This window comes from Chitinophaga rupis (genome assembly GCF_900109685.1).
Taxonomy (GTDB): Bacteria; Bacteroidota; Bacteroidia; order Chitinophagales; family Chitinophagaceae; genus Chitinophaga; species Chitinophaga rupis.
This window is the reverse complement of sequence record NZ_FOBB01000001.1, coordinates 638019-661011: the sequence shown is the minus strand read 5'-3', so window position 1 is coordinate 661011 and position 22993 is coordinate 638019. Positions and strand designations below refer to the sequence as shown.

Annotated in this window: 15 protein-coding genes; 7 read left to right on the top strand and 8 right to left on the bottom strand. The window is 47.6% G+C overall.

The annotated features are described in order from the left end of the window. Window positions 1-12 precede the first annotated feature (12 nt). Both BMZ54_RS02540 and BMZ54_RS02535 read right to left on the bottom strand, forming a co-directional pair. Window positions 13-3507 carry a SusC/RagA family TonB-linked outer membrane protein gene (locus BMZ54_RS02540; RefSeq protein WP_143080883.1) on the bottom strand — a complete coding sequence of 1165 codons (3495 nt, stop codon included), beginning with the start codon at window positions 3505-3507 and terminating at the stop codon, window positions 13-15. A gap of 154 nt (window positions 3508-3661) precedes the next feature. Beyond that, the gene (locus tag BMZ54_RS02535; protein WP_089906570.1) at window positions 3662-4105 is read right to left on the bottom strand and encodes a GNAT family N-acetyltransferase; all 444 of its coding nucleotides are present in this window, start codon (window positions 4103-4105) and stop codon (window positions 3662-3664) included. A gap of 354 nt (window positions 4106-4459) precedes the next feature. Between BMZ54_RS02535 and BMZ54_RS02530 the strand changes: the two genes are divergently transcribed. Further along, the gene (locus BMZ54_RS02530) at window positions 4460-5230 is read left to right on the top strand and encodes a carboxypeptidase-like regulatory domain-containing protein (RefSeq protein ID WP_089906569.1); all 771 of its coding nucleotides are present in this window, start codon (window positions 4460-4462) and stop codon (window positions 5228-5230) included. A gap of 152 nt (window positions 5231-5382) precedes the next feature. Here the strand turns inward: BMZ54_RS02530 and BMZ54_RS02525 are convergent, their stop codons facing one another. The 3 genes from BMZ54_RS02525 to BMZ54_RS02515 form a co-directional block, all read right to left on the bottom strand. Then, complete coding sequence (locus BMZ54_RS02525) at window positions 5383-6702, bottom strand: TolC family protein (protein ID WP_162277452.1); 1320 nt, start codon at window positions 6700-6702, stop codon at window positions 5383-5385. Window positions 6703-6793: 91 nt separating this feature from the next. Then, window positions 6794-9937 carry an efflux RND transporter permease subunit gene (locus BMZ54_RS02520; protein ID WP_089906567.1) on the bottom strand — a complete coding sequence of 1048 codons (3144 nt, stop codon included), beginning with the start codon at window positions 9935-9937 and terminating at the stop codon, window positions 6794-6796. 174 nt (window positions 9938-10111) lie between these two features. Continuing rightward, the gene (locus tag BMZ54_RS02515) at window positions 10112-11209 is read right to left on the bottom strand and encodes an efflux RND transporter periplasmic adaptor subunit (protein ID WP_089906566.1); all 1098 of its coding nucleotides are present in this window, start codon (window positions 11207-11209) and stop codon (window positions 10112-10114) included. 403 nt (window positions 11210-11612) lie between these two features. Here BMZ54_RS02515 and BMZ54_RS02510 point away from each other — a divergent pair, with 403 nt between their 5' ends. From BMZ54_RS02510 to rnc, 3 genes are read left to right on the top strand one after another with little or no spacing between them, the layout of a single operon-like run. Continuing rightward, the gene (locus BMZ54_RS02510) at window positions 11613-11849 is read left to right on the top strand and encodes an acyl carrier protein (RefSeq protein ID WP_012788038.1); all 237 of its coding nucleotides are present in this window, start codon (window positions 11613-11615) and stop codon (window positions 11847-11849) included. Window positions 11850-11873: 24 nt separating this feature from the next. Next, a complete protein-coding gene (gene fabF / locus BMZ54_RS02505) occupies window positions 11874-13127 on the top strand; it encodes a beta-ketoacyl-ACP synthase II (protein WP_089906565.1) in 1254 nt (417 codons plus the stop codon). A 4-nt stretch (window positions 13128-13131) separates the two neighbouring features. After that, window positions 13132-13851 carry a ribonuclease III gene (rnc, locus tag BMZ54_RS02500; RefSeq protein WP_238386466.1) on the top strand — a complete coding sequence of 240 codons (720 nt, stop codon included), beginning with the start codon at window positions 13132-13134 and terminating at the stop codon, window positions 13849-13851. Between the two features lie 45 nt (window positions 13852-13896). Here rnc and BMZ54_RS02495 read toward each other — a convergent pair whose 3' ends face one another. From BMZ54_RS02495 to BMZ54_RS02485, 3 genes are all read right to left on the bottom strand, one after another. Continuing rightward, window positions 13897-14268 carry a VOC family protein gene (locus BMZ54_RS02495; protein WP_089908251.1) on the bottom strand — a complete coding sequence of 124 codons (372 nt, stop codon included), beginning with the start codon at window positions 14266-14268 and terminating at the stop codon, window positions 13897-13899. Window positions 14269-14342: 74 nt separating this feature from the next. Beyond that, window positions 14343-15383 (bottom strand): DJ-1/PfpI family protein, encoded by a 1041-nt coding sequence (locus tag BMZ54_RS02490; protein ID WP_089906563.1) that lies wholly within the window; start codon window positions 15381-15383, stop codon window positions 14343-14345. Between the two features lie 93 nt (window positions 15384-15476). Then, on the bottom strand, window positions 15477-16436 hold the full coding sequence (locus BMZ54_RS02485) for a helix-turn-helix transcriptional regulator (RefSeq protein WP_089906562.1): 960 nt from the start codon (window positions 16434-16436) through the stop codon (window positions 15477-15479). A 1813-nt stretch (window positions 16437-18249) separates the two neighbouring features. Here BMZ54_RS02485 and BMZ54_RS02480 point away from each other — a divergent pair. The 3 genes from BMZ54_RS02480 to BMZ54_RS02470 all read left to right on the top strand — a co-directional run bounded on the left by BMZ54_RS02480 (window position 18250) and on the right by BMZ54_RS02470 (window position 22987). After that, window positions 18250-18936, top strand: a complete 687-nt coding sequence (locus BMZ54_RS02480; RefSeq protein WP_089906561.1) for a YceI family protein — start codon at window positions 18250-18252, stop codon at window positions 18934-18936. Between the two features lie 111 nt (window positions 18937-19047). Beyond that, entirely contained in the window at window positions 19048-19737 is a 690-nt protein-coding gene (locus BMZ54_RS02475) for a basic secretory protein-like protein (protein WP_089906560.1), read from the top strand. Window positions 19738-20011: 274 nt separating this feature from the next. After that, the gene (locus tag BMZ54_RS02470) at window positions 20012-22987 is read left to right on the top strand and encodes a SusC/RagA family TonB-linked outer membrane protein (protein ID WP_089906559.1); all 2976 of its coding nucleotides are present in this window, start codon (window positions 20012-20014) and stop codon (window positions 22985-22987) included. The last annotated feature ends 6 nt before the right edge of the window (window positions 22988-22993 follow it).

Genomic DNA, 22993 nt, shown 5'->3' with positions numbered 1-22993 from the left:
TAGTTTGTTGTTTTAAAAAGAAACATTCAGGTTCACACCATAGGAACGCAATGATGGCAGCGCACCCCCTTCAATACCCTGCACGTTGGAGGCAGAGTTGGTAATGTTGGAGGGATCCACATTCGGCGCGTTACTATGTATCAGCCACAGGTTACGGCCGTACAGAGAAATACGGGCTGCCTGTGCGCCTATCTTTTTATACCATGATTCCGGGAAGTTATAACCCAGCTTTACTTCACGCAGGTAAACATAGCTGGCATCATACAGGTCCGCTTTACTGATCACATTACCAAAGTTCTGGCTGAAGTGGTCTTTGGCAGAGATCTTTACGGTATTTTCCTTACCATCATCCGTTACACCGGGTACAATAATACCGTTCTCACGAATGTTGTTTTCTGCAGTTACATCCAGCAGGCCGGATTTTTTACCATACAGATTGGTGTAAGAGAAGAAGTCGCCACCATGCTGGAAGTCAACCAGGGCGCTTAAATAAATACCTTTAAAAGAGAAGCTGTTGGTAACACCGCCTACATAATCAGGGTTGGCGTTGCCGATAGCTTTAATAGCAGATGCCTGGTAAAAGCCCTGTGCCGTTACCTTCTTCCGGCCCTGTTCATCATACACATAATCCGTACCCATAATGGTGCCCAGTGCGCTGCCTACTACGGCGGCAATAGCTACTTTCTTTGTACGGCGGTCTATAGCCAGTGTCAGCTGGTCCAGCTGGGTATCAAACTGGTCAATGTTCATATCCAGCAGCTTGTTACGGTTGCGGGCAAAGTTGGCATTAATATCCCAGCGGAAACCACCTTTCAGACGAATGGGGTTCAGGTTCAAACCAACTTCAAAACCCTGGTTACGTACGCTGCCGCCATTCACTACCAAAAAGCTGAAACCGGTTGCGGTAGGTACCGGCATGCTAATGATCTGATCTTTGGTCTTCCTGTTATAATAGGTAACGTCAAAGCCTATACGGCTATCCAGGAAGCGCATTTCTGTACCAAACTCATACTCATTGGTACGTTCCGGTTTCAGGTTCAGGTTGTTCTTAACCGAGGAGAACTGCGTAACCGGGTTGGAGCCAAAGGGCGGTATGAAAGCGTAGGTATCATACACCTGAAAAGGATCGGTATCGCTGCCTACAGCAGCTAAGCTACCGCGGATCTTGCCAAAGTCCATCCACTTCCATTTCAGCAGGTCAGAGAATACCAGTGAAAGGGATGCGGAGGGGTAGATGTATGGATTATTATCTACATTGATCGTAGAGCTCCAGTCGCTGCGGCCGGTAAGGTCCAGGAACAGGAAGTTCTTGTAACCTAAAGTGGCGGTTGCAAAAGCAGAGTTGATCTGCTTTTCATAGTACTGATCTATGGGCTGGGCGGTTTGTATGGAATTATTCAGGTTATACACACCGGGTATAATAAGGCCGCCTACTGTAGAACCGCCGGTGGTGGTGGCTTTGCGGTGCAGTATGTTACCACCCAGGGTTGCATCCAGTGTAAGATCGCCGAATTTTTTATTGATGTCGGCAGTGAACTGGTAGTTCATTTCACGGGAGTCGCGGATACGTTTTACGTAAGAGCCGGTAATGTTGGGCTGCTGCGACATTCTCTCCTCTGCCTGCATATTATACTGATCCATGAACACACGGCCACTCAGCGTTAACCAGGGCAGCACGGTATAGTCAAGTCCTACCTGGCCAAACAGGCGGTTACGGGAATCATTCTCATAATCGCGATAGCTGTTCCAGTAAGGGCCGTTGCTGAACTTCACGGTAGCATCGTCCCAGGTGGTGCGGTTCCAGGTGATCTGCGATCCATCCGGATACACATAGTTCTTGGCCCTGTTCATATCCAGCTGCCGCTGGCCAAACATGGTGAACTGCAGGGTAGGGTTGGGGCCTGTAAAGCCGGTACCGGGGCGGCCTTTTGCCTGTAGTATGCTGTAGTTAACAGATGCTACGGCATTTAAATTCTTGGCCAGCTGGTAATTACCGTTTACGGAAACGTTATTCCTGTTTAAGGATGCATTGGGTAATACAAAGGTTTGTTTGGTATTACCGTAAGAGAAGCGGATAGATCCTTTATCGCTATTGCCTGCAACGGCAATATTATTTGTAAGCGTAGTACCTGTTTTGTAGAAGTCCCTTACATTATTCGGCTGTGGCGCCCAAGGTGCGGTTTTTCCAAAATCCGGGTTGCCTTTATCCTTATCAAATGACCAGTAGTGGCGCACCTGGCGGCCATCTAATTTAGGTCCCCAGGATTCATCCGCATAGAACTGCGGCATCAGGTCATAACGGCCTTTGCCATTATTATCATCATATGTTGCAGCCTGCTCATTCAGGAAAGCTTCCGGGTGCTGGTTGTAGTACAAGGTATCAAATCCGGTATAACCGCCACCATACTGGTTCTGGTAATTCGGTAATTTATATACCTGGTCTATCTGCGCATTCAGGCTGTAGGTAATGCCCAGGCCTTTATCTGTATCCGGTTTCTTTTTAGTTGTGATCAGCAGCACGCCATTGGATCCGCGGCTGCCGTACAGTGCAGTAGCAGCTGCGCCTTTCAGTACAGAGATGTTCTCTATATCTTCAGGGTTAATATCCTGTATGGGGCTGCCGTAATCATAACCGCCGCCACCGTTCTGCTGGCCGGGTTCATTAAGTACGTTGTTGATAATGGGTACCCCATCTACCACAATAAAGGCATTGTTATCGCCCAGGATGGATTTATTACCGCGGATGGTCATTTTGGTAGAGCCGCCCATGGAGCCGGTATTGGTGCTAACCTGCAGGCCCGCTACCTTACCGGACAGCGCGTTCACAAAGTTCACTTCCTTGGCTTCCTGTACAGCATTACCGCCTACTTCCTGCAGTGCGTAACCTACGGCGCGGGAATTTTTGCGGATACCCAGTGCGGTTACCACTACTTCCGACAGCTGTTTTTGCCCGGATGCAGCGGCTTTTAGTGATACATTGATCGGCTCCTGCCCTTTCACCGGTATGGATTGCTCTCCATACGAAACAGCCGATACCACGATCACATCGTTGTTAGCTGCCTGTATAGTGAACTTACCTGTTGGGTCGGACATTACGGCCTGGCCGGTGTTCTTGTTCAACACCTTGGCGCCCGGGATGGGCGTATTAGCTGTATCCTGCACCTGACCGTTAACGGCAAATTTAGGCCCGGTTGATTGCGGCGTGGTAGTGGCATTGCCACCCGGCACTATCAGCCCGGTGTCCTGCGCCGGCTTGCGGGAGGTTTCCTGTGCCGTTTTACCGGATGTATCTGTTTGTGTTTTTTTAGTGCTATCCGGTAGTATTACCCCGGAGTTAGCTGGTTGCCCACCTGTAGTATCTTTACGTATGGTTGTGTCTTTTTTGGTAGTATCCTGCTGAACTGTTGAATCTTTACGTACCGGCGCTGTGGTATCCGACTGCGCTTTGCCGGTGGTACAATAAAAAAGACAGCACAGCCCTAACCCGGCGAGTACATGGCTTTTCATAATATATGCGAGATTTTTGATTACGCGGTGATCTACCAGCGAAAGGTGAATGGCTTTCAATAAATCATGGTTTCACTTGTTCAGTTTTCACCCTTTCATGGCTTCCTGTTGTTCTTTTTTTTGATGCGGACATCTCTAAAGTGCATACATACAGTTACAGTGCTTTCATCATTTCATAGTGCGCGATGCCTACTTCCGTAAATTCATTCCCATGGATCTTGTACCCCAGCTTTTCATAAAAGCCCGCCGCTGTTTTACGGGCGTGCATCATCAGTGTTGTAAAGCCATTTTGTACGGCCTGCTGTTCTGCAAAACTGATAATGCCGCTACCTATGCCCCTGCCCTGGTATGCCTGATCTACTGCCATTTGCCGGAGTTGAATAGTGGATTCATCAACCGGCGATAATATGCAGCACCCGATCAGTGCTTCCGTATCATTTTCCTTTGTATAACAACCTATCAGAAAGTCGTTGATCTCCTGTTGCAGATAGTCCTGCGTGAATGTAAGTCCCAGCGGTTTGCGCAAGATCACATCACGTAAGGCTACCATATCCTGGTAATCACAACTACCGTATTCGATTATACGAAAATGCAGCATACTACGAAAGTGATGGATCTGAGTACAGTATTGCGTTATACGTGATATACAAATGTCCGTCAGCCGGGGTACAACAAACATCGGGCCAGCGGGCCAATCCACTGGCTTTGCGGGGTTTAGGAGGGGCATATGGGGATACCAGCTTCATATAAAGTGCGTACTGGTGGCGTTGAACAGCGAAATCATTCCGGTAGGGCATAGGATTTGGGTATAATTACCAAAGGTAACCAATAAATGTCAGGGCCCGCCAGGCGGCACTTATATCTGGGGACTATGTCAGCAATGTGTGGATAGAAAGACGGCTGATAGCCATTTTTTAACTTTTCATTTGCGAGGGGAAAACTATATTTGACGATGCCTATTCGGAAAAATAGACAGTATACGTATATATACACTGGAGCACTTTTATCACTACTTCTGTTACTGCTGGCCGGTTTACAGCCTGTGTGCGCGCAGCAGGTAAAGCTGAATGGCATGGTGGTGGATGCGGATACCAAAACCGGTCTGCCTGCTGTAACCATCATTAACAAGCGTACTCAAACGGGCGCTATGACCAATGAAACCGGCCGCTTCCTGATCGAAGCCATGCCCGGTGATACCATTGAATTTTCCATGTTAAGCTATTACAAGAAAGAAATAGTAACCCCGCTGGAAGCAGCCAGCTTCAACATTTACCTGAATAAAAGGATCTTTGGCCTGCAGCAGGTAAACGTACGGGGTAAGAACTACCATAACGATTCACTGGCTACACGGGAAGAATACGGTAAGTATTTTAATTATAAAAAGCCGGGCGCCATGGATGTGCTGAAAACACTGCCGGCCAACCCCGTAACAGCATTGTCGTACCTGATGCCCAGCAAAACCCGCAAACGTAAAGAGCAGTTCCATGAACAGCTGTTGTATTGGGAAAAGGAAAAGTTTATAGATTACCGCTATTCACCGGAGCTGGTGGCAAAAATGACGAAGCTGGAAAGCCCGGAGCTGGACAGCTTTATGCTGCATTACCGCCCTGGTTACAACTTCCTGCAAAATGCAACGGATTACGACCTGCTGCTGTACATTAAACAAAGCTTTGAGCAGTATAAGCAGGAGAAGAAGGAGCAGCCGGCTGCGCAGCAGGATTAATGCGCAGATGTGGGGATGACGGGGAATTTGCTGATGTGCTGGTTTTGTTGTTGCCTGCCTTGTTAAAACTACTTTACCATAAAATAAACGCCCTGACAGATCTAAATTTGTCAGGGCGTTTTATTAATCAACCAGCTTATTATTCCTTCTTATCATTGCTTCAGCAGCTCTCCTTTTAACCGTAACAATTCAGTTTCTGCCAGCTTGGTATTATACCGCGCTAAGATCAACCGGTTAAAAGCATCCTGCAGGCTTTGCTGGGCCAGCTTTACTTCCAGGGTAGTGGAAACACCCTGCCGGAAACGCTCTAAGGCTACCATAGCATTTTCGCGGGCCAGGCCAATATTCTCTTCTTCCAGGGTTACAGATTGTTTGTAATACTCGTAGTTCTTAAAAGTAGAATCGATGCTGAGACTGACGCGTGTTTGCGCATTCTCCAGCCATAGCTTCTGGTACTCCACATTCAGCTTAGCATTTTTTACCTGTCTTTTTACATCCAGTCCGTTGAAAATAGGAATGGTAGCGGTAAAGCCGTAGTTGAACACACCGTTCTGGTTAAAGATAGGGCTGAAGGAGTTGGTGGCTGCATTGGAATTTACCCGGCTGAAGTTGTATGCAGAGTTAAAGGACACTACCGGAAAATAGGCGCCCTTAGCGGTTTTCAGATCAATCTGTGAAATGAACAGGTTTTGCTGCGCTACTTTCAGCGCCGCGTTATTACGCATAATCTCCTGCTGCAGGTTACCATAGACCAGCTCCAGGTTAATGGGAATAGAATCTTCCACCTCATAGGTGGTGTTAGCCACAGCTACCACCATTAGCTGGTTCAGGGCTGCCTTGCGCTGTGAGATAACGGTTTGCTGGCGCAGGTATGCCGCTTTTTGCGCGTTGTAGTCCACGCGGGATTGCAGCAGGTCTGTTTTAGGCCCCAGCCCGGTCTGGAACTTTGCATCCGACAGCTTTACTCTTTCTTCAGAAATAGACATCTGCTCTGAGAGATTGCGCAGCTGCTGTTTTTGCTGCACTATATCGTAATAGCCATTAATAATATCGGCAATGGTATTGATCATTTGATCGCGCAGGGCCAGGCCGCCCAGGTCGCGGAGGCTTTCCAGGCGCTCGCGGGAGGTGAACATGCGCAGCCCGTCAAACAAAGTCCAGTTAAGATTTACGTTGCCGGTGTAGTTGTTACTTTTAATACCGCTGGTATCCCGCTTATTGCCATTGGCAAATTCCTGCTTGGTGCGGGTATGGCTCCAGGTTCTGCCCGCGGTTGCATTAACACGGGGTACAAAAGCCATGTTTGCATAGGCATAATCGTTTGCATAGATCGCTGCATCATTCTGCGCCAGCCTGATATCGTAGTTGTTCTTCAGGGCCAGGTCTATGGCCTGGTCCAGTGTAAGCACCTGCTGGGCATACCCTTGCATGAACCCTAACAGCAGTGTACAAAATATGATAGTTGATCTCATTTTAATTTTAGATATACGATTTACGATTTTAGATTTTTGAGATACTTGCGTTCCAATTCTAAAATCGTAAATCTGAAATCGTAAATCGGTTTTATGCATGTGCAGCTGCTGCATCTTTACTGATGGAAGCTTCCTGCCCTTCTTCCATCTCCGCCTCTTCCTGAATTTCTTTAGCAGGCTTTCTCCTTGAAAGAAAGCTGTACATAGCCGGTATTACAAATAAGGTAAGTATCAGTGAAAAGATAATGCCTCCCACAATTACAATCCCCAGCGGAATACGGCTGGTGGCCGCTGCGCCCAATGACATGGCAATGGGCAGCGCACCCAGGGCCATGGCCAGGCTGGTCATGAGAATGGGGCGTAAACGCATGGTGGCTGCTTCAATTACCGCGCGTTTTTTGATCATACCGCCATCGCGTTTGTGGTTGGCAAATTCCACGATCAGGATCCCGTTCTTGGTTACCAGCCCAATTAACATGATAACGCCGATCTGTGAAAAGATGTTCCAGGTTTGATCAAACAGCCACAACGACAACAGCGCACCGGCAAAGGCCAGCGGCACCGTGATCATAATAATGAGCGGATCTACCCAGCTTTCAAACTGTGCGGCCAGCACCAGGTAAATAAGCACCAGGGCCAGTATCAGCGCAAACATAGTATTGGAGCCGCTTTCCGCAAAGTCGCGGGAGGAGCCGGAGAGCGCGGTGTTAAAGGATTCATGGATCACGCCTTCTTTCTTCAGCCGGTTAAAAATGTTGTACATGGCGTTAATACCATCTCCAATAGTTTTACCCGGCGCCAGGCTGGCGGATACAGTGGCGGACTTATACCGGTTAAAGTGGTAAATAACGGGCGGGCTGGTTTCTTCCCTGATGGTTACCAGGTTATCCAGCTGAATAGCTTCGTTGCGGTTGTTGCGCACATAAATGTTCTGCAGGTCGGCCGGGTCATCGCGGTTGGCGCGGAACACCTGGCCCATTACCTGGTATTGTTTACCATTACGTATAAAATAGCCGTAGCGCAGGTTACTGAGCGCCAGCTGTAAGGTTTGCGAAATGTCTTCTACGGATACGCCCAGCTCACTGGCTTTTTCCCGGTTAATATGAATGCGCAGCTCCGGTTTGTTAAACTTCAGGTCCACATCAATAGCCTGGAAGGTAGGGTCGCTGTTGGCTTCTTCCAGGAAACGGGGCAGCACGGCGGCCAGCGTATCAAAGTTGATGTGCTGCAGCACAAAGGCTACGGGCAGGCCACCACGGCGGCCTACCTGTATGGTTTGCTGCTCAATGGCAAATACGCGGCCTTCCGGAAAGCGGTACATGTTACGGTTGATCATGTTCACAATATCTTTTTGTGAACGCTTGCGTTCATGCGGCTCTGTAAGCACAATGTTGCCAAAAGCGCTGTTTACGGAGCCGGCGCCGCCAAAACCCGGTGCGGTAACCGTGTATAGGACCCTTTTTTCCGGTATGGAATCCAGCAGAAAGCGGGTTAGCTGATCCACATAGTTATCCATGTAGTCATATGCGGTGCCTTCGGGTGCAGTTACAGAAAGGCGTATCTGGCTGCGGTCTTCCAGCGGCGCCAGCTCTGATTTCTGGGTTTTGAACAGGGCATAGATCAATCCCAGGCAGGCCAGCACAATAATAGTGGCTACCCAGCGTACCCGCATGAATTTTTGCAGGGATCCTTTATAGCCACTTTCCATCCATTCAAAGAAAGGTTCTGTTTTGGTATAGAACCAGGAGTGGGTATGTTTTTTACGGCCCAGCTTTACGTTCAGCACCGGGGTAAGGGTAAGGGATACAAAGGCGGAGATCAGCACCGCGCCGGCTACTACGATCCCGAACTCGCGGAACAGCTGCCCCACAAATCCCTGCAGGAATATGATAGGCAGGAATACAAAGGCCAGGGTAATGGAGGTGGCTATTACTGCAAAGAAGATCTCCTCAGAACCTTCACGGGCCGCGCGCATACGCGGCATGCCCGCCTCTATTTTTTTATAGATGTTCTCCGTTACCACAATACCATCATCCACCACCAGACCCGTGGCCAGTACAATAGCCAGCAGGGTTAGTATATTAATGGTGAAACCGCATGCGTACATGATAAAGAAGGCGCCTATCAGCGATACCGGTATATCTATCAGCGGACGGAGGGCCATTAGCCAGTCGCGGAAGAACAGGTACACGATCAGGATCACCAGCACCAGGGCTACGATCAGCGTTTCCTGTACTTCGTCAATAGATTTTTTAATAAAGCGGGTGTTATCGATGGCCAGATTGGTAATAAAGTCAGGCGGAATATCTTTCTTCAGCTGATCATAGCGGCGGTAAAACTCGTTGGCAATAGCTACATAGTTGGAGCCGGGTTGTGGTATCAATGCCAGCGCAATCTGCGGAACGCCGGATTCTTTCAGCATGGTTTCCTCATTTTCCGGGCCCAGTATGGCCTGGCCTATGTCCCGCAGGTGTATCACTTTACCATCTACATTCTTAATGATCAGGTCATCAAATTCTTCTTCCGTATCCAGGCGGCCAAAGGTACGCACGGTAAGCTCTGTGGCATTACCGGCTATTTTACCGGAAGGCAGCTCCACATTCTCCCGCAGCAGGGCGTCCTGCACATCGGAAGGCGCCAGGTTATAAGCGGAGAGGCGTGCGGGGTCCATCCAGATGCGCATGGCATATTTCTTTTCCCCGAGTATGCGTATGGAGCTTACGCCCGGTATGGTTTGCAGGCGCTCCAGCAGTACGTTATTGGCATATTCGGTAACTTCCAGCTGGTTGCGGGTATTGCTTTGCACCGTCATGGAGATGATGTAGTCCGAGTTGGCATCTTCCTTAGACACCACGGGCGGTGCATCCAGGTCGGGCGGCAGGCTGCGCAGGGCCTGGGATACTTTGTCGCGCACATCATTGGTAGCGGCTTCCAGGTCAATGTTCAGCTCAAACTCCACTGTAATATTACTGGTGCCCTGGCTGCTGCTGCTGGAAATATTTTTGATACCAGCTATCCCGTTAATGGATTTCTCCAGCGGTTCCGTGATCTGTGTTTCTATAATATCTGAGTTGGCGCCGGAATAAGAAGTACGCACATTCACAATGGGCGGGTCTATAGCCGGAAAGTCCCTTACCCCCAGAAATGAAAACCCTACTACGCCAAAGATCACAATGATGATGTTCATCACAATCGCCAGTACCGGGCGTTTGAGGGATATGGAAGGAAGACTCATAACACTTCGTTTTAATTACGGATTAGGCTGAAAGCAGAAAGCAAAAAGCTGATCATGTTCTGCTTTCAGCATCATTCGCAATTCATGATTTATTATTTATGCCGTCCATAGCCCCATTGCCCGTATTACTTTTAAAACGTAGTATGCAGTTGACCATGGACTATGGACAGTGGACTAATTAACTGTATTAAACCTGATCGTCATGCCGGCGCGCAGCTGCATAAGGCCGCTGGTAATAACGGTATCGCCTAAGTTCAGACCACTGGTTACCTGTATATTGTTCTCGTCCCGAATGCCGGTTTCCACCACTACAAATTTGGCTTTGCCGCTATCGGCTATAATCACCTTCTTATCGCGGGTGCCGGGTATGATAGCTTGTGTGGGGATCATAATGGCCTCCGGCATATTCTTTAAGGGTACGGTTACCCGGGCAAAGGAGCCTGGCAGCAGCTGGCCGCCATTGGGCATAATGGCCCGTATGCGGATGGTGCGGGTAGCCAGATCGATCTTAGGGTCCATGGCGTAAATGCTGCCTTTGTAGGTATCATTGTCGCCGGCCACCTTAAAAGTTACAGCATCCCCTAATTTAATAGCGGTACGGTATTTTTCAGGGATGGAGAAGTCGATCTTCAGCGGGTCTATCTGTTGCAGGGTAGTGATCACCGTAGTGGGTGATACAATGGCGCCCAGGCTCACATTACGCAGGCCCAGGCGGCCGTTGAAGGGCGCGCGCAGCTCTGTTTTCTGCAGCTGGGTACGGGTATAGTCCATATCGGCCCCATAGGCGCTAACCTGGTTGCGGGTTACATCCACATCCTGCTGGCTGATGCCGTTTATCTTTAACAGGTTCTCCTGGCGTTCCAGGGTGGTTTTAGCCAGCTGTTGCTGCAGCTGCAGCTTTTGCAGCTGAGCTTTCAGGTCTTCGTCGTAGATCTTTACCAGCAGGGCACCCTTGGTTACGTTCACCCCTTCTTTAAAATAAAGGCCTACTATACGGCCGGAGATCTCGGGTTTTACTTCCACCTCCTCGTTGCTCTGCAGGGTACCGCTGGCATCAATGGTTTCGTCCAGCTGGGTGGTTTTTACCACGTAAGCATCTGCCAGCAGGGATTTGCTGCCCCCGCCGCCAGCTCCGCTGTTACCGCGTGATGCTGCAGGGCCCGCTGGTTCCTTTGTACCTCCATCAGCCACCTTTTTATAAATGAAGAAAATGACAATTGCTGCTACAATAGCAAGCAGTATGGTCCTGAGTATCTTTTTACTGCTGGTCATGTGTTGTTTTAGTTCGCCTTATATATATTAATGAGTTCGCCCGGTTTCAGATAACATAGCTCCTTTAGTACAGGTTGCCCTGGCAAATTTAATAAATGGTATAGGTGGTTACGCCGGGCGAGTGTTAATTAAAGTTAAGAGTAACCAATACGTATATAAAAGGTTACATTACCGGTTGAATGGTGTTTTTGCGGTTATAACAGCCATTTTCCTGGAATAACGGCCAAAATGGGTTATGAAGTAAAATGCATATTAATAATAATAATCCTGCGAAAGCTGGGCGCACACAGGGTTTGCAGGCATTCTCACCGTTGCGTATGTGTGAAAATTTAGATGCGTAGTTGCCAATTCAATAAAAATTATATTTTTGCAGTCAAGTTTTAAACCAAAAACACTTAAAATTATGTCAGACATTGCATCAAGAGTTAAAAAGATCATCATTGACAAATTGGGCGTTGACGAAGCCGAGGTAACTCCTGAAGCCAGCTTTACCAACGACTTAGGTGCTGACTCTTTGGATACGGTAGAACTGATCATGGAATTCGAAAAAGAATTTAACATCTCCATTCCTGACGAACAAGCTGAAACTATTACTACTGTTGGCCAGGCCGTAGCTTACCTGGAAGAACATGTAAAATAATCCTACTTAACCAGAATTGTTTTAATGCAACCAAAACGCGTAGTCGTTACAGGTTTAGGCGCGCTTACACCGCTCGGCAATTCCGTTCAGGATTACTGGCAGGGGTTGACGAACGGTGTATCCGGCGCCGATTTTATCAGACAATTTGATGCTTCCAAGTTTAAAACCCGTTTTGCTTGCGAACTGAAAAATTTTGATCCCACCCAATATCTTGACAAAAAGGAAGCGCGCAAAATGGATCCGTTTACCCAAACGGCCGTTATTACTGCGGACCATGCTGTACAGGATGCCAACATCAGCCGCCACACCGTGGATATAAACAGGGTAGGCGTTATCTGGGGGACCGGCGTAGGGGGAATGATCAATTTCTGTCATGAAATGAGAGATTTCTACCTGGGGGATGGAACGCCACGTTTCAGCCCTTTTCTGATTACGCGCCTGATCACTGACATAGCTGCCGGCCACATTTCTATCCGGCATGGGTTCCGGGGACCAAACTTCTCAGTGGTTTCTGCCTGCGCCTCCTCTACCAACGCTATTATTGAAGCCATGTACCAGATCCGTTACGGGAAGGCTGATATAATGATCACCGGTGGTTCTGAAGACGTGATCAACGAAGCCTGTGTAGGTGGGTTTAATGCTATGAAGGCTTTGTCTGAAAGAAATGATGATCCTAAAATTGCTTCGCGGCCTTTTGACCTTGACAGGGATGGTTTTGTAATGGGCGAAGGAGCAGGCGCACTGGTGCTGGAGTCATATGAACATGCGATGGCCAGGGGCGCCAAGATCTATGTAGAGTTAGCGGGAGGAGCCGCCACGGCTGATGCCCACCATATTACAGCACCGCACCCGGAAGGACTGGGGGCTATGAATGTAATGCGGCTGGCATTGGAAGATGCCGGGATGAGCAACCAGGATATTGATTATATTAATGTGCACGGCACCTCTACGCCTTTGGGCGATGTGGCAGAGGTAAAAGCCATTCAGCAGGTTTTTGGAGAGCACGCATATCAATTAAACATTAGCGCCACCAAATCCATGACCGGGCATTTACTGGGCGCAGCCGGCGCAGTGGAATCCATAGCAGCCATCATGTCTATTATTGACGGCATTGTACCTCCTACCATTAATCATTTTACTGACGATCCTATACTGGACGCCCGCTTGAACTTTACTTTTAACGTCGCACAAAAAAGAGCTGTCAACGCTGCATTAAGTAATACCTTTGGCTTCGGCGGCCATAATGCCTCCGTTATTTTCAAAAAATTTGTTGCTTGATTGTGTGAAATTACTGCCAGGATTTTTATATCGCTTCGTAACCAGGAAAAGGCAACTTTACAAAGACCTTTACAACCTGCTTGGCTTTGCGCCAGGTAACTTCTCATTGTACGAAGTGGCCCTCAGCCACCGCTCCAGCAAAGAAAAGTTCCTGGAAAGCAATGAAAGGCTGGAATACCTGGGTGATGCCATTTTGGGCGCCATTATTGGCGATTACCTGTTCCGCAAATACCCCTACAAAACAGAAGGCTATTTAACTGAAATGCGTTCCAAGATCGTGAACCGCCAGCAGCTGAATGAAATAGCCATCAAAATGGGCCTGCGCAAGCTTACCATTTACGATAAATACAACAGCTTTCTTAAGATCAGCCAGATCTTTGGCAATACCCTGGAAGCCCTGGTAGGCGCGGTATACCTGGATAAAGGTTATAACCGTACCAAACAGTTCGTGTACAAACGCATTATCCTGCCCTACATTGACCTGGAAATGCTGGAAAGCGTGGAAATGAACCACAAGAACAAGCTTTACGGCTGGGCCAATAAGAACGGTAAGGTGCTGGAGTTTGAGCTGCTGGAAGAGCAGATGGACAACGGCCGCCGTATTTTCACCGTAGGCGCGGTGGTAGATGGAGAGCTGATCTGCAGCGGCAAAGCCTTTAATAAGAAAGATGCCAGTCAGATAGCTGCCCAGCAAGCCATAGACCTCTTAGGGCTCGGGGAATGATACCCGCGTTAATTATTCCTTGTTACCAGACCATTTTCTGCACTTTTATTTTTCCCCGTCATAATCCGTAATGCCGATCACGTTCCCGGCCGGGTCCTGTAACTCTGCTGCCCAACCGGTATTAATACGATAAGGCTTTTTGGTAAAGGGCACTCCTTTTCCTGATAATGTAGCATATAGCTCCTGTACGTCTGATACCTGTAATAAGATGGCAGGCCTGGCATCCGGGAATTTGGTGCTGTCTTTTAAGATAATGGCTGCTTCATCATTCCCTACCCGGAAGGCCAGCAATCCCTTTTCTGAAAAATCAAAGTGTACGCCCAGGCCCAGGGTGTTGGCGTAAAACCGGCGGCTTTCCTGCAGGTTATTAGCCGGCAGGAAAAAGTTGTCGATGCAAAGGATTTTGTTAGTATTCATTACACGGTGTTTTAGTTTATTGTTATTCATCCAAAGAGCTATTACCAGTAGCCAGGGCAGCCAGATGTGCATTTTCATGCGGGATCAGTTTTAATACCTACCTGCACCCGCGTAATGTTAGCCGCAGGGTGTTCAAAGTCGCAGTGAATGTATTGTTCCCTGTTATGGCCGCTCATGGGCAGGCCGGCTGACAGCATACCGTTAATCAGTTTTTCGTAAGTCTCATGCAGGTTATCCCAATCGCCGTTGTGCTGCATGCTTACACACTGGAAAGCCGGTACGGTTTTGCAGGCATAAGGGGCGGGCACTTCTTTCAGGGTAGTTACCGGCACGCCTATTTCCAGGGTAAAATAACTTTCGGGGTCGCCGTTAAAACCATAGTAATGCCAGTGCTGCGGACCGGCCAGCTCTAGGTCGTTCGCTATTGCGGCACGTACCAGCTCTTTGGGAGCCATGCGCACTAAACCCATCATACCGGCCAGGTTGGTGTAGTAGCTGCGGTAAAAGAAGCGGAAAGGGGCTATGTGCTCAATTTGCGGGGCGCCGCTTTTCAGAAAGAACTGTAACCAGAAGCACAGGTTCTCGTGCTGCGCTAAGCCCAGCTCCTGGTAAATGGCCTGTGTAAATTCTACCATAGCGGTGCCGGCAGCCGTAATAATATGCCGGTCGGTGATGACCGGCGCCTGCACATAATGTTTTGCTGCCTTATAACCCGGTACCCGTGTTTTTAATAATTGCAGATCATTGCTGGTATGCTGTACATGATCCAGGAAACCATGGCGGGCCAGGAAAACAGTGGCGCCACAAATAGCGGCCAGGGTTTTTTGCGCCTGCAGCAGCTGCGTTATCAGGGGAATGAGCTCCCGGTGCTCACCATTTTCCATTGAATGGCCGCCAGGCAACAGTAAAAAGTCAACAGCTGCAGCATCCACATCTGCCAGGCTTTTAGCCGGGTTTAACACAATGCCTCCACCGGAAGTAACCGGTTTCCCATCTTCAGAAAAGGTGATCACCTCCACACTGGTAAAAGTGTTTAAGCCATACAGGGCAAGCGCAGGTTCCCAGTCGGAATAACCATCAAAAACAAACAGGTAACAATTTTTAGGTGGCTGCATAACATCAGTTTTTAATACTGTATGTAAAGCAACACCGGGGGAGTGACAATGTTATGTCAGCAGCAGCAAAAGAATTTTGAGCTGAAATGCGGATTAGATATTATAATGCGTGACCAGCTGCCGTGTAAGCTCCTGCATACGTTCGGTTAGCTCGTCGGGGGTAATGATGGTTACATCGTTGCCCCACATTAAGATCCAGCGTGCAAAATATTCAAGCGGGTAGCTATTCATGAACGTAAGCGTTATATGCTGGTCGTCTGCTTTTTCTTCTACCAGCCCGTAGTAATATTTCTGGCTGCCCAGGTAACGCGCTACCCGCTGGCTGAAACATACCTTGTAAGTATGGCTGGGCGCAGGTTCTGAGTTATGGCGCTCCAAAAATTCCTGCAGGGAAATGTGTTTGGATTTATCGTAGCTGCTGTTGGTGATGTGCAGGTTGCGAATACGGTCCGTACGGAAGTTGCGGTAGTCGTGGCGCAGCAGGCACCAGGCAATCAGGTACCAGGTATTGTTGTTATGATAAATGCCGATGGGCTCTACCTCTCTTTTGGTGAACTCACTGGTATGCGCGGCGCGGTATTCCAGCTGCAGCACCTGCTGCTTGCCCAGGGCCTGTTGTATATCGGTAAGAAAGCGGTTGGGAAATTCATCCAGCTGTGGTGTGTGGTTACGTACTACGGCAATATTTTCATCCAGCACTTCCAGGAAATCTTTTTCGCTGCCGCGCAGCACAGCCCTTATCTTTTGCATAGCGCTGCTGAACTGCTGCCGGTTGGAGCGGTCGCTGAAATGTTCCATCAGCTTTTCGCCGGTAAGCAGGGCGGCCGCTTCTTCCCGGTTAAACATTACGGGCGGCAGGTGATAGCCTTCTACAATATAATAACCGGTGCCGGCCTCTGCTCCTATGGGCACGCCGGATTCCTGCAGGGCCTTTACATCGCGGTACACAGTGCGCAGGCTAATGTTAAACCGTTCCGCTATTTCGGCGGCTTTAACAATCTTTTTACCCTGGAGCTGGATGAGTATAGCGGAAAGGCGGTCTATGCGGTTCATGAAATGCAATTTAATGTTTCCCTGGCAACCTTATTATATCACATTCCGTATACATGATATTGCCAATTATTATATCTTTAGGTGGGACAATTTGAGAGAGAAACTAAAAAAAATTTTTTTACAGATTAAACCTTTCGTCAAATGGGCTGTCTGATAGATAGCAACTTTCCCGAGGAAATTATAAATAATTGATACTGAGCAGTTTTACATCGTTTTCCCCTGAAGATATTTTAAAGTTTTGATGCTACAGTACAGAATATAGGTTAAATGGTAAGTCCCTGCAATTTTTTGCGGGGACCTTTTTTTTACACGCAATTTTCCCTGCAAACGTACGAGTGTTAAATAGTGTTAACGATTTTAGCCTGCTGCTGAAATTTTTTTCAACTTTTTTTTGAAGCAGCAGCACTATTTTTTTTGATAGGGAATAACACTTCCGTGATATTATAAAACCCCTGGATACCGCGGCGGTACTGATTGTTACCCCGGGAGGCAGAGCGGTGAGGTCCTCTTACAATTTCCGTTCTCAGTAGTGATGATGTTGAGGATGATACTACAAGAGGCATTTTTTCAAACAATGTTTTTCTTGTTAAGGCGAATGCTTTGGGAGGGGTGATGCTACAAGAAGCGTTTTACAGAAATGTTTTTGTTCCTGCTTTGTTTTTATCGCCGATACTTTAGATGGATGTCACATAGTAAGACAATGATGGCGGGTTCAAATGGCAGAACAAAGAATACAAAAGGCGCTAAAATTCCGTGGATAAATGTTGCACAAACATCCTCAAACCTGGGCGCAAAAAAGCAAACACGGGCATCAGTAAACAGCTATTTATCATCTACTGCACAGGGGCTGCAGTGAGCTGCTGCAGCCCGGCCGCACTTTATTATAATTGACCTGGAACCCACTACCACAGCGCATTTCAGAAAGCATAAAATACAGGTTAAAATCTTTTTACGTTAACCGATGATTAACATATTAAAAATTAGAATCTGTTTAATTTCGGTCCAGAAACGAAGGGAGATACCAACCCATCTTCCGGTTCAGGAATAGCTGTTTATTGAGTTCAAAATATTGGGGTACTGCATTTAAAAGATCATTACCCGGCCATATCTGGAAGGGGGGACATTTTTTTTATGGCTGCTTTCAGAGCACAAATAAATAAAACGAAATAAACAGCAGTCCTCATCATAACCGGCCCCGCATAAAATTCTTTTACCGTACGCATTGCTACGGGTTAACATATTGTCATTGTCATGTGAATGTTTGCAAGAATCATTTTGTGTCTTTTAATGGTTAAACCAAATAGGGAATGAGCCTGATATTCATCAGGCTTCCTTTTTGGGGGGATTCGCAGGCATCGCCTTAAACTTACCGGATGATCTCATACATCATCCGTTTTTTACTAAACGTTGTGTCTTAATGGATAGCTTGACGGAGCTTGATGTCTATCCGGCTCTTATATTTATGCTGTTATTTTATTAGTCTACAAAATTTGTAGGATATTATTTGGTAATTCAATAAGCCTCTTTTATATTTGTATCACCACCCTAATTAATCACCACCATTAATTAGTTGATTTATAAAAACCAGCACCTATAAATTAACTAACATGCCTTCAAAACCTTTACTAACCTCGTCTTCCGGCTGCATGCCCTGTTGTTGCTGAATGCAACCTTTTTCTTTTATACCATCTTACTAAAATACTAAGTAAAGATCCAGAACCAACGTTTAACTTTTGTTCTCTGTTGTTAGGCCTGCGAGGCTGCCACGGTGGCCTTGCAGGTATTTGTAACAGGGACAGTCAATCCTTTTTTTATGCAATACGCAGCTTCCTTTGCCTCTATAGGCGTGATCGTTATACTCATCGCATATACTGTACAATCAACCGTAACACAGGTGAATAAGCTTAGCCCTTTTACTACCGGTACCGTGCAGCACAGCAACCGTTTATTTAACAGCAGCACCGCTGTTAAGCCTACCATTTTCCTGGTAGATAAAACTAACAGCACCCTGACCTGGACCGCCAGGAAAGTAAGCGGGCAGCACACCGGCAATATCCGTATCAGCGATGGTACCCTGGAGCTGGATAATAACCAGCTGCAGCGCGGCAGCTTTGAGCTGGATACCCGCTCAATTACCGTTACTGATCTGAAAGATGCAGACAGCAATGCCAGGCTTACCGGGCATTTGAAAAGCGATGATTTTTTTGCGGTGGAAAAATTTCCTGCTGCTAATTTTACTATTAACAGTGTAACACCGGTAAGCGGCAACCAGCATAAGGTAACAGGTAAGCTTACCATTAAAGGCATTACCCATGATATAAGCTTTCCTGCAACGGTTACCATTAATGGCAGTAAGCTTAGCGCTAAAGCATTAGTGAAAATAGACCGTACCAGATACGATATTAAGTTCCGCTCAAAAAGTTTTTTTGAAAACCTGGGTGATAAAGCGATCTATGATGATTTTGACCTGGATATAACATTGCTGGCCAGCGCACAGTAATTTGTATTATATCATTTGCCGGTGGGAGGTTTGATCTGCTTGTTGCGTGGCTGGAAGAAAGCAGCTATCTTGGTGCGCCAACCAATAAACAAGCAGATTAAACTAAAAACTATGAGTAAATGGTTAATGGGGTTACCCGCCCTGCTCTTGCCTATGCTGACTGTGCAAGCACAGAACATCAGTAAATACAATAACCGCGATAAGATCCAGCACGGCCGATATACATTGCTGGTGATAAACAAAGACTCCACCTTTAACCCGGAGGTAAAGCAAAAGCTGGAAGATGTGTTCTTTAAAGTGTATCCCAAGCTGGCCGACACGTTCAATAAAAAAACCTTGCGGAAAGTAACCTTTATAATAAACCCGGAATACGATGGGGTGGCGGCCACTAATGCCAGCAGCGGTGAGGTAAACTTTAGCCCCGAATGGTTCCGTAAACACCCGGAAGATATAGATGTGGTTACACACGAAGTAATGCACATTGTACAGAACTATCCAAATTCTGACCCCGGCTGGTTAACAGAGGGTATTGCAGATTATGTACGCTATGCGTTTGGGATAGATAATGCAGGCGCTAACTGGCAGCTGCCTTCTTACTCATCTGCACAAAACTATACGCAAAGCTACCGCACTACTGCCCGCTTCCTGGCATGGCTGGAAAAGAAAGTAAAACCCGGTATTGTAAAAGTGCTGGATGACAGCATGCGCAACCAGAAATACACTCCGCAGATCTGGCAAACCTTAACCGATAAAAGCCTGGATGAGCTGTGGAGCAGCTACGCGCAAAACCCGGAATTATAAGATAATAGATATATAAATTAAGAACGCCGGTGCAGGTTACCTGTACCGGCGTTCCCGTTTTTTAGCCCCCGGAATATCTTATCAAGTTTGCAGGCAGTTAATTTTCGCAAACAATCGGTTAATTAGTGTGACATAGACACTTATTTTACTGTGTAATTTTAGTCTCACAGATAGTACTGAACAATCAACCAAAGGAAGGAGACCAGCATTGGCCGGGGCATAGTTAGCCGGCACTGTAATTCATGTAGCTTTTTTACCATTAAAACATATGGACATGCGCTTATTTCACGTTAAGGCCACGCTGTTATTAATACCGTGGTTATTTGCATCGGGGTACCTGCTGGCTCAGGGACCGGTATCCGGTAAGGTCACAGATGCAAAGGAAGGCAATCCGCTGCCAGGCGTCAGCGTGTCGGTAGCCGGCACCAATACCGGCAGTATTACGGATGTGGACGGTCATTATACACTTACCGTACCTGCCGGCGGCAAAACACTGATCTTTAAGTTTACGGGTATGAAAACCGTGGAGATGCCGCTGAACGGGCGTTCCACCGTAGATATACAGCTTGAATCAACCGAAGTAGGTTTGAATGAAGTAGTGGTAGTAGGTTATGGTACGCAGCGTAAAGGCGATGTAACCAGCGCCATTGCCAGCGTAAAATCAGAGAACTTTGTAAAAGGCGCGGTACGCGATGCGGCGCAGCTGATACAGGGTAAAGTAGCCGGGTTAACCATATCCACCCCCAGCGGCAACCCCACGGCTAATACACAGATCCAGCTGCGCGGTATCACTACCTTAAAAGCAGGCACCTCGCCCCTGGTATTGATAGATGGTATTCCTGGCACTTTGAATACAGTAGCGCCGGAAGACATTGAATCCATTGATGTGCTGAAAGACGGATCTGCAGCGGCCATTTACGGCACGCGCGGTACCAATGGCGTAATCCTGATCACCACTAAAAAGCTGCATGGCGATATGCGGCCCACCCTGCAGTACGATGGTTATGTAAGTGTACAAACCATTGCCCGCCGTCCGGAATTTTTAACCGGGGATGATTACCGCCGGCTGATCAAGGAAGGTATCGACTTTACAGATTATGGCACCTCTACCGACTGGCTAAAGGAAATTACGCGTACCCCGGTGAGCCATACGCATAACCTTAGCTTCCAGGGTGGCAGCGCCACTACCAATGTTACTGCATCATTGAACTACCGCAACTGGCAGGGGCTTTTCCTTAACTCCGACAATAAACAGGTAACCGGCCGTGCGGATGTGAACCATACTATGCTGGATGGCAAGCTGAAGGCCAATCTGAATGTGATAACACGCAGCCGCACCTACTGGTCTGGTGTGGATGTTGGCGAAGGTGGTTTCAGCGATGGCAATAGCTTTAATAACTATGTATACCGGCAGGCGCTGATCCGTAATCCAACAGACAGCGTACGCAATTCAAAAGGCGACTGGCTGGAACGTAATATTTATTTCTATGATAACCCGGTGGCTTACCTCATGGAATCATACGGGCAAAATGACGAAAGGGAAACGCGCCTGAACGGCAGCCTTACGCTGGAACCCATTAAGGACCTGAAGTTTAAGCTGCTGCTGTCCGGCAATCAATGGTCGGAAACAAGAGGATATGCAGAAACTAAGAAACATGTATCTACCGTAAAGAATAACCGCAATGGGTATGCTTCCCGTGGCAGCTCTGAACAGCGTGATAAGCTGCTGGAATTTACCACGGAATATGCGCGCAGCTTTCAAAAGCACCGTTTGAGCTTATTAGGCGGTTACAGCTACCAGGATAATACGCGGGAGAATTTTTACATGCAGAACTGGGATTTTCCAACGGATCAATATTCCTATAACGCTATGGAAACCGGCAATGCCTTAAAACGTGGCGATGCTGTGATGGGCAGCTTTAAAGATAAATGGAAGCTTATCGGTTTCTTTGGAAGGTTAAGCTATAACTGGGATGATAAGTACCTGTTGCTGGCCAGTGTGCGCCATGAAGGATCCACCAAATTCGGCAGCAATAACCGCTGGGGTACATTCCCCGCTGTGTCCCTGGGATGGCGTGTAAGTAAAGAGTCTTTTATGAGCGGCCTTACCTGGCTGGATGATCTGAAACTTCGTGCAGGCTTTGGCGTTACCGGCACTATCCCGGATGATCTGTACGCTTCCCTGCGCAGCTTTAATTATGGTAGCCGTTTCCTGGTAAACGGCGTATGGGTGCAGGGGCTGGATGCCGTGCGCAATCCCAATGCAGACCTGCGCTGGGAAAAGAAAGAGGAGTATAATATAGGACTGGACTTTTCATTGATGGACAGCCGCATTTATGGTAATATAGATGCCTACCGCCGTTTAACAAAAGATGCCCTGTTTGATTACCAGGTACCGGTGCCACCCTACCCTATGCCGCAGATTGTGGCTAACGCGGCGCAGATCAGGAATACCGGGCTGGAGGTGCTGCTGAACTTTGTACCGGTACGCAGTAAAAATTTCCAGTGGACATCCGGCTTTAATTACTCCACCAACAAAAATGTGCTGGTGTCCCTTTCGAGCAGCAGCTTTGCCGCTACCAACGATTACTTTGATGCAGGCTATACCGGGGAGCCCATACAGGAAGCCACCCATCGTGTGCAGGTAGGTAAGCCTATTGGTAATTTTTATGGTTATAGATCCATTGGCATTGATGATAACGGCCGCTGGATCATTGAAGGAAAAGACGGCAAACCGGTAGCCAGTGCAGATAAAAGCCCGGATGACAAAAAGATCCTGGGTAATGGGCTGCCCAAACATTTCCTGGGATGGAACAACACGGTGCAGTACAAGAATTTTGACCTGAATGTTACCATGCGCGGTGCTTTCGGTTTCCAGGTATTGAACTTTCAGCGGCTGTTTTATGAGAACCCGAAGGTAGTACAGTATAACATGCTTAAAACTGGGTTTGATAATGTGTATGGTAAAACCCGGCTGAATGATGACCTGGCATTGGTAAGCTATTACGTTGAGAATGGCGATTACTGGAAGATAGATAACGTTACCCTGGGGTACAACTTCAACACCAAAGGTTTAAAGTATATACGGAATGCGCGCATTTATGTAGCAGCCCTGAACCTGGCTACCATTACCGGTTATAAAGGTATTGACCCGGAAGTGAACCGTACGGGTCTGGCGCCAGGTGATGATGAGCGGGATAAGTACCCTACCACCCGCACTTTTACCGCAGGCGTAAACCTTACTTTTTAAAACAAT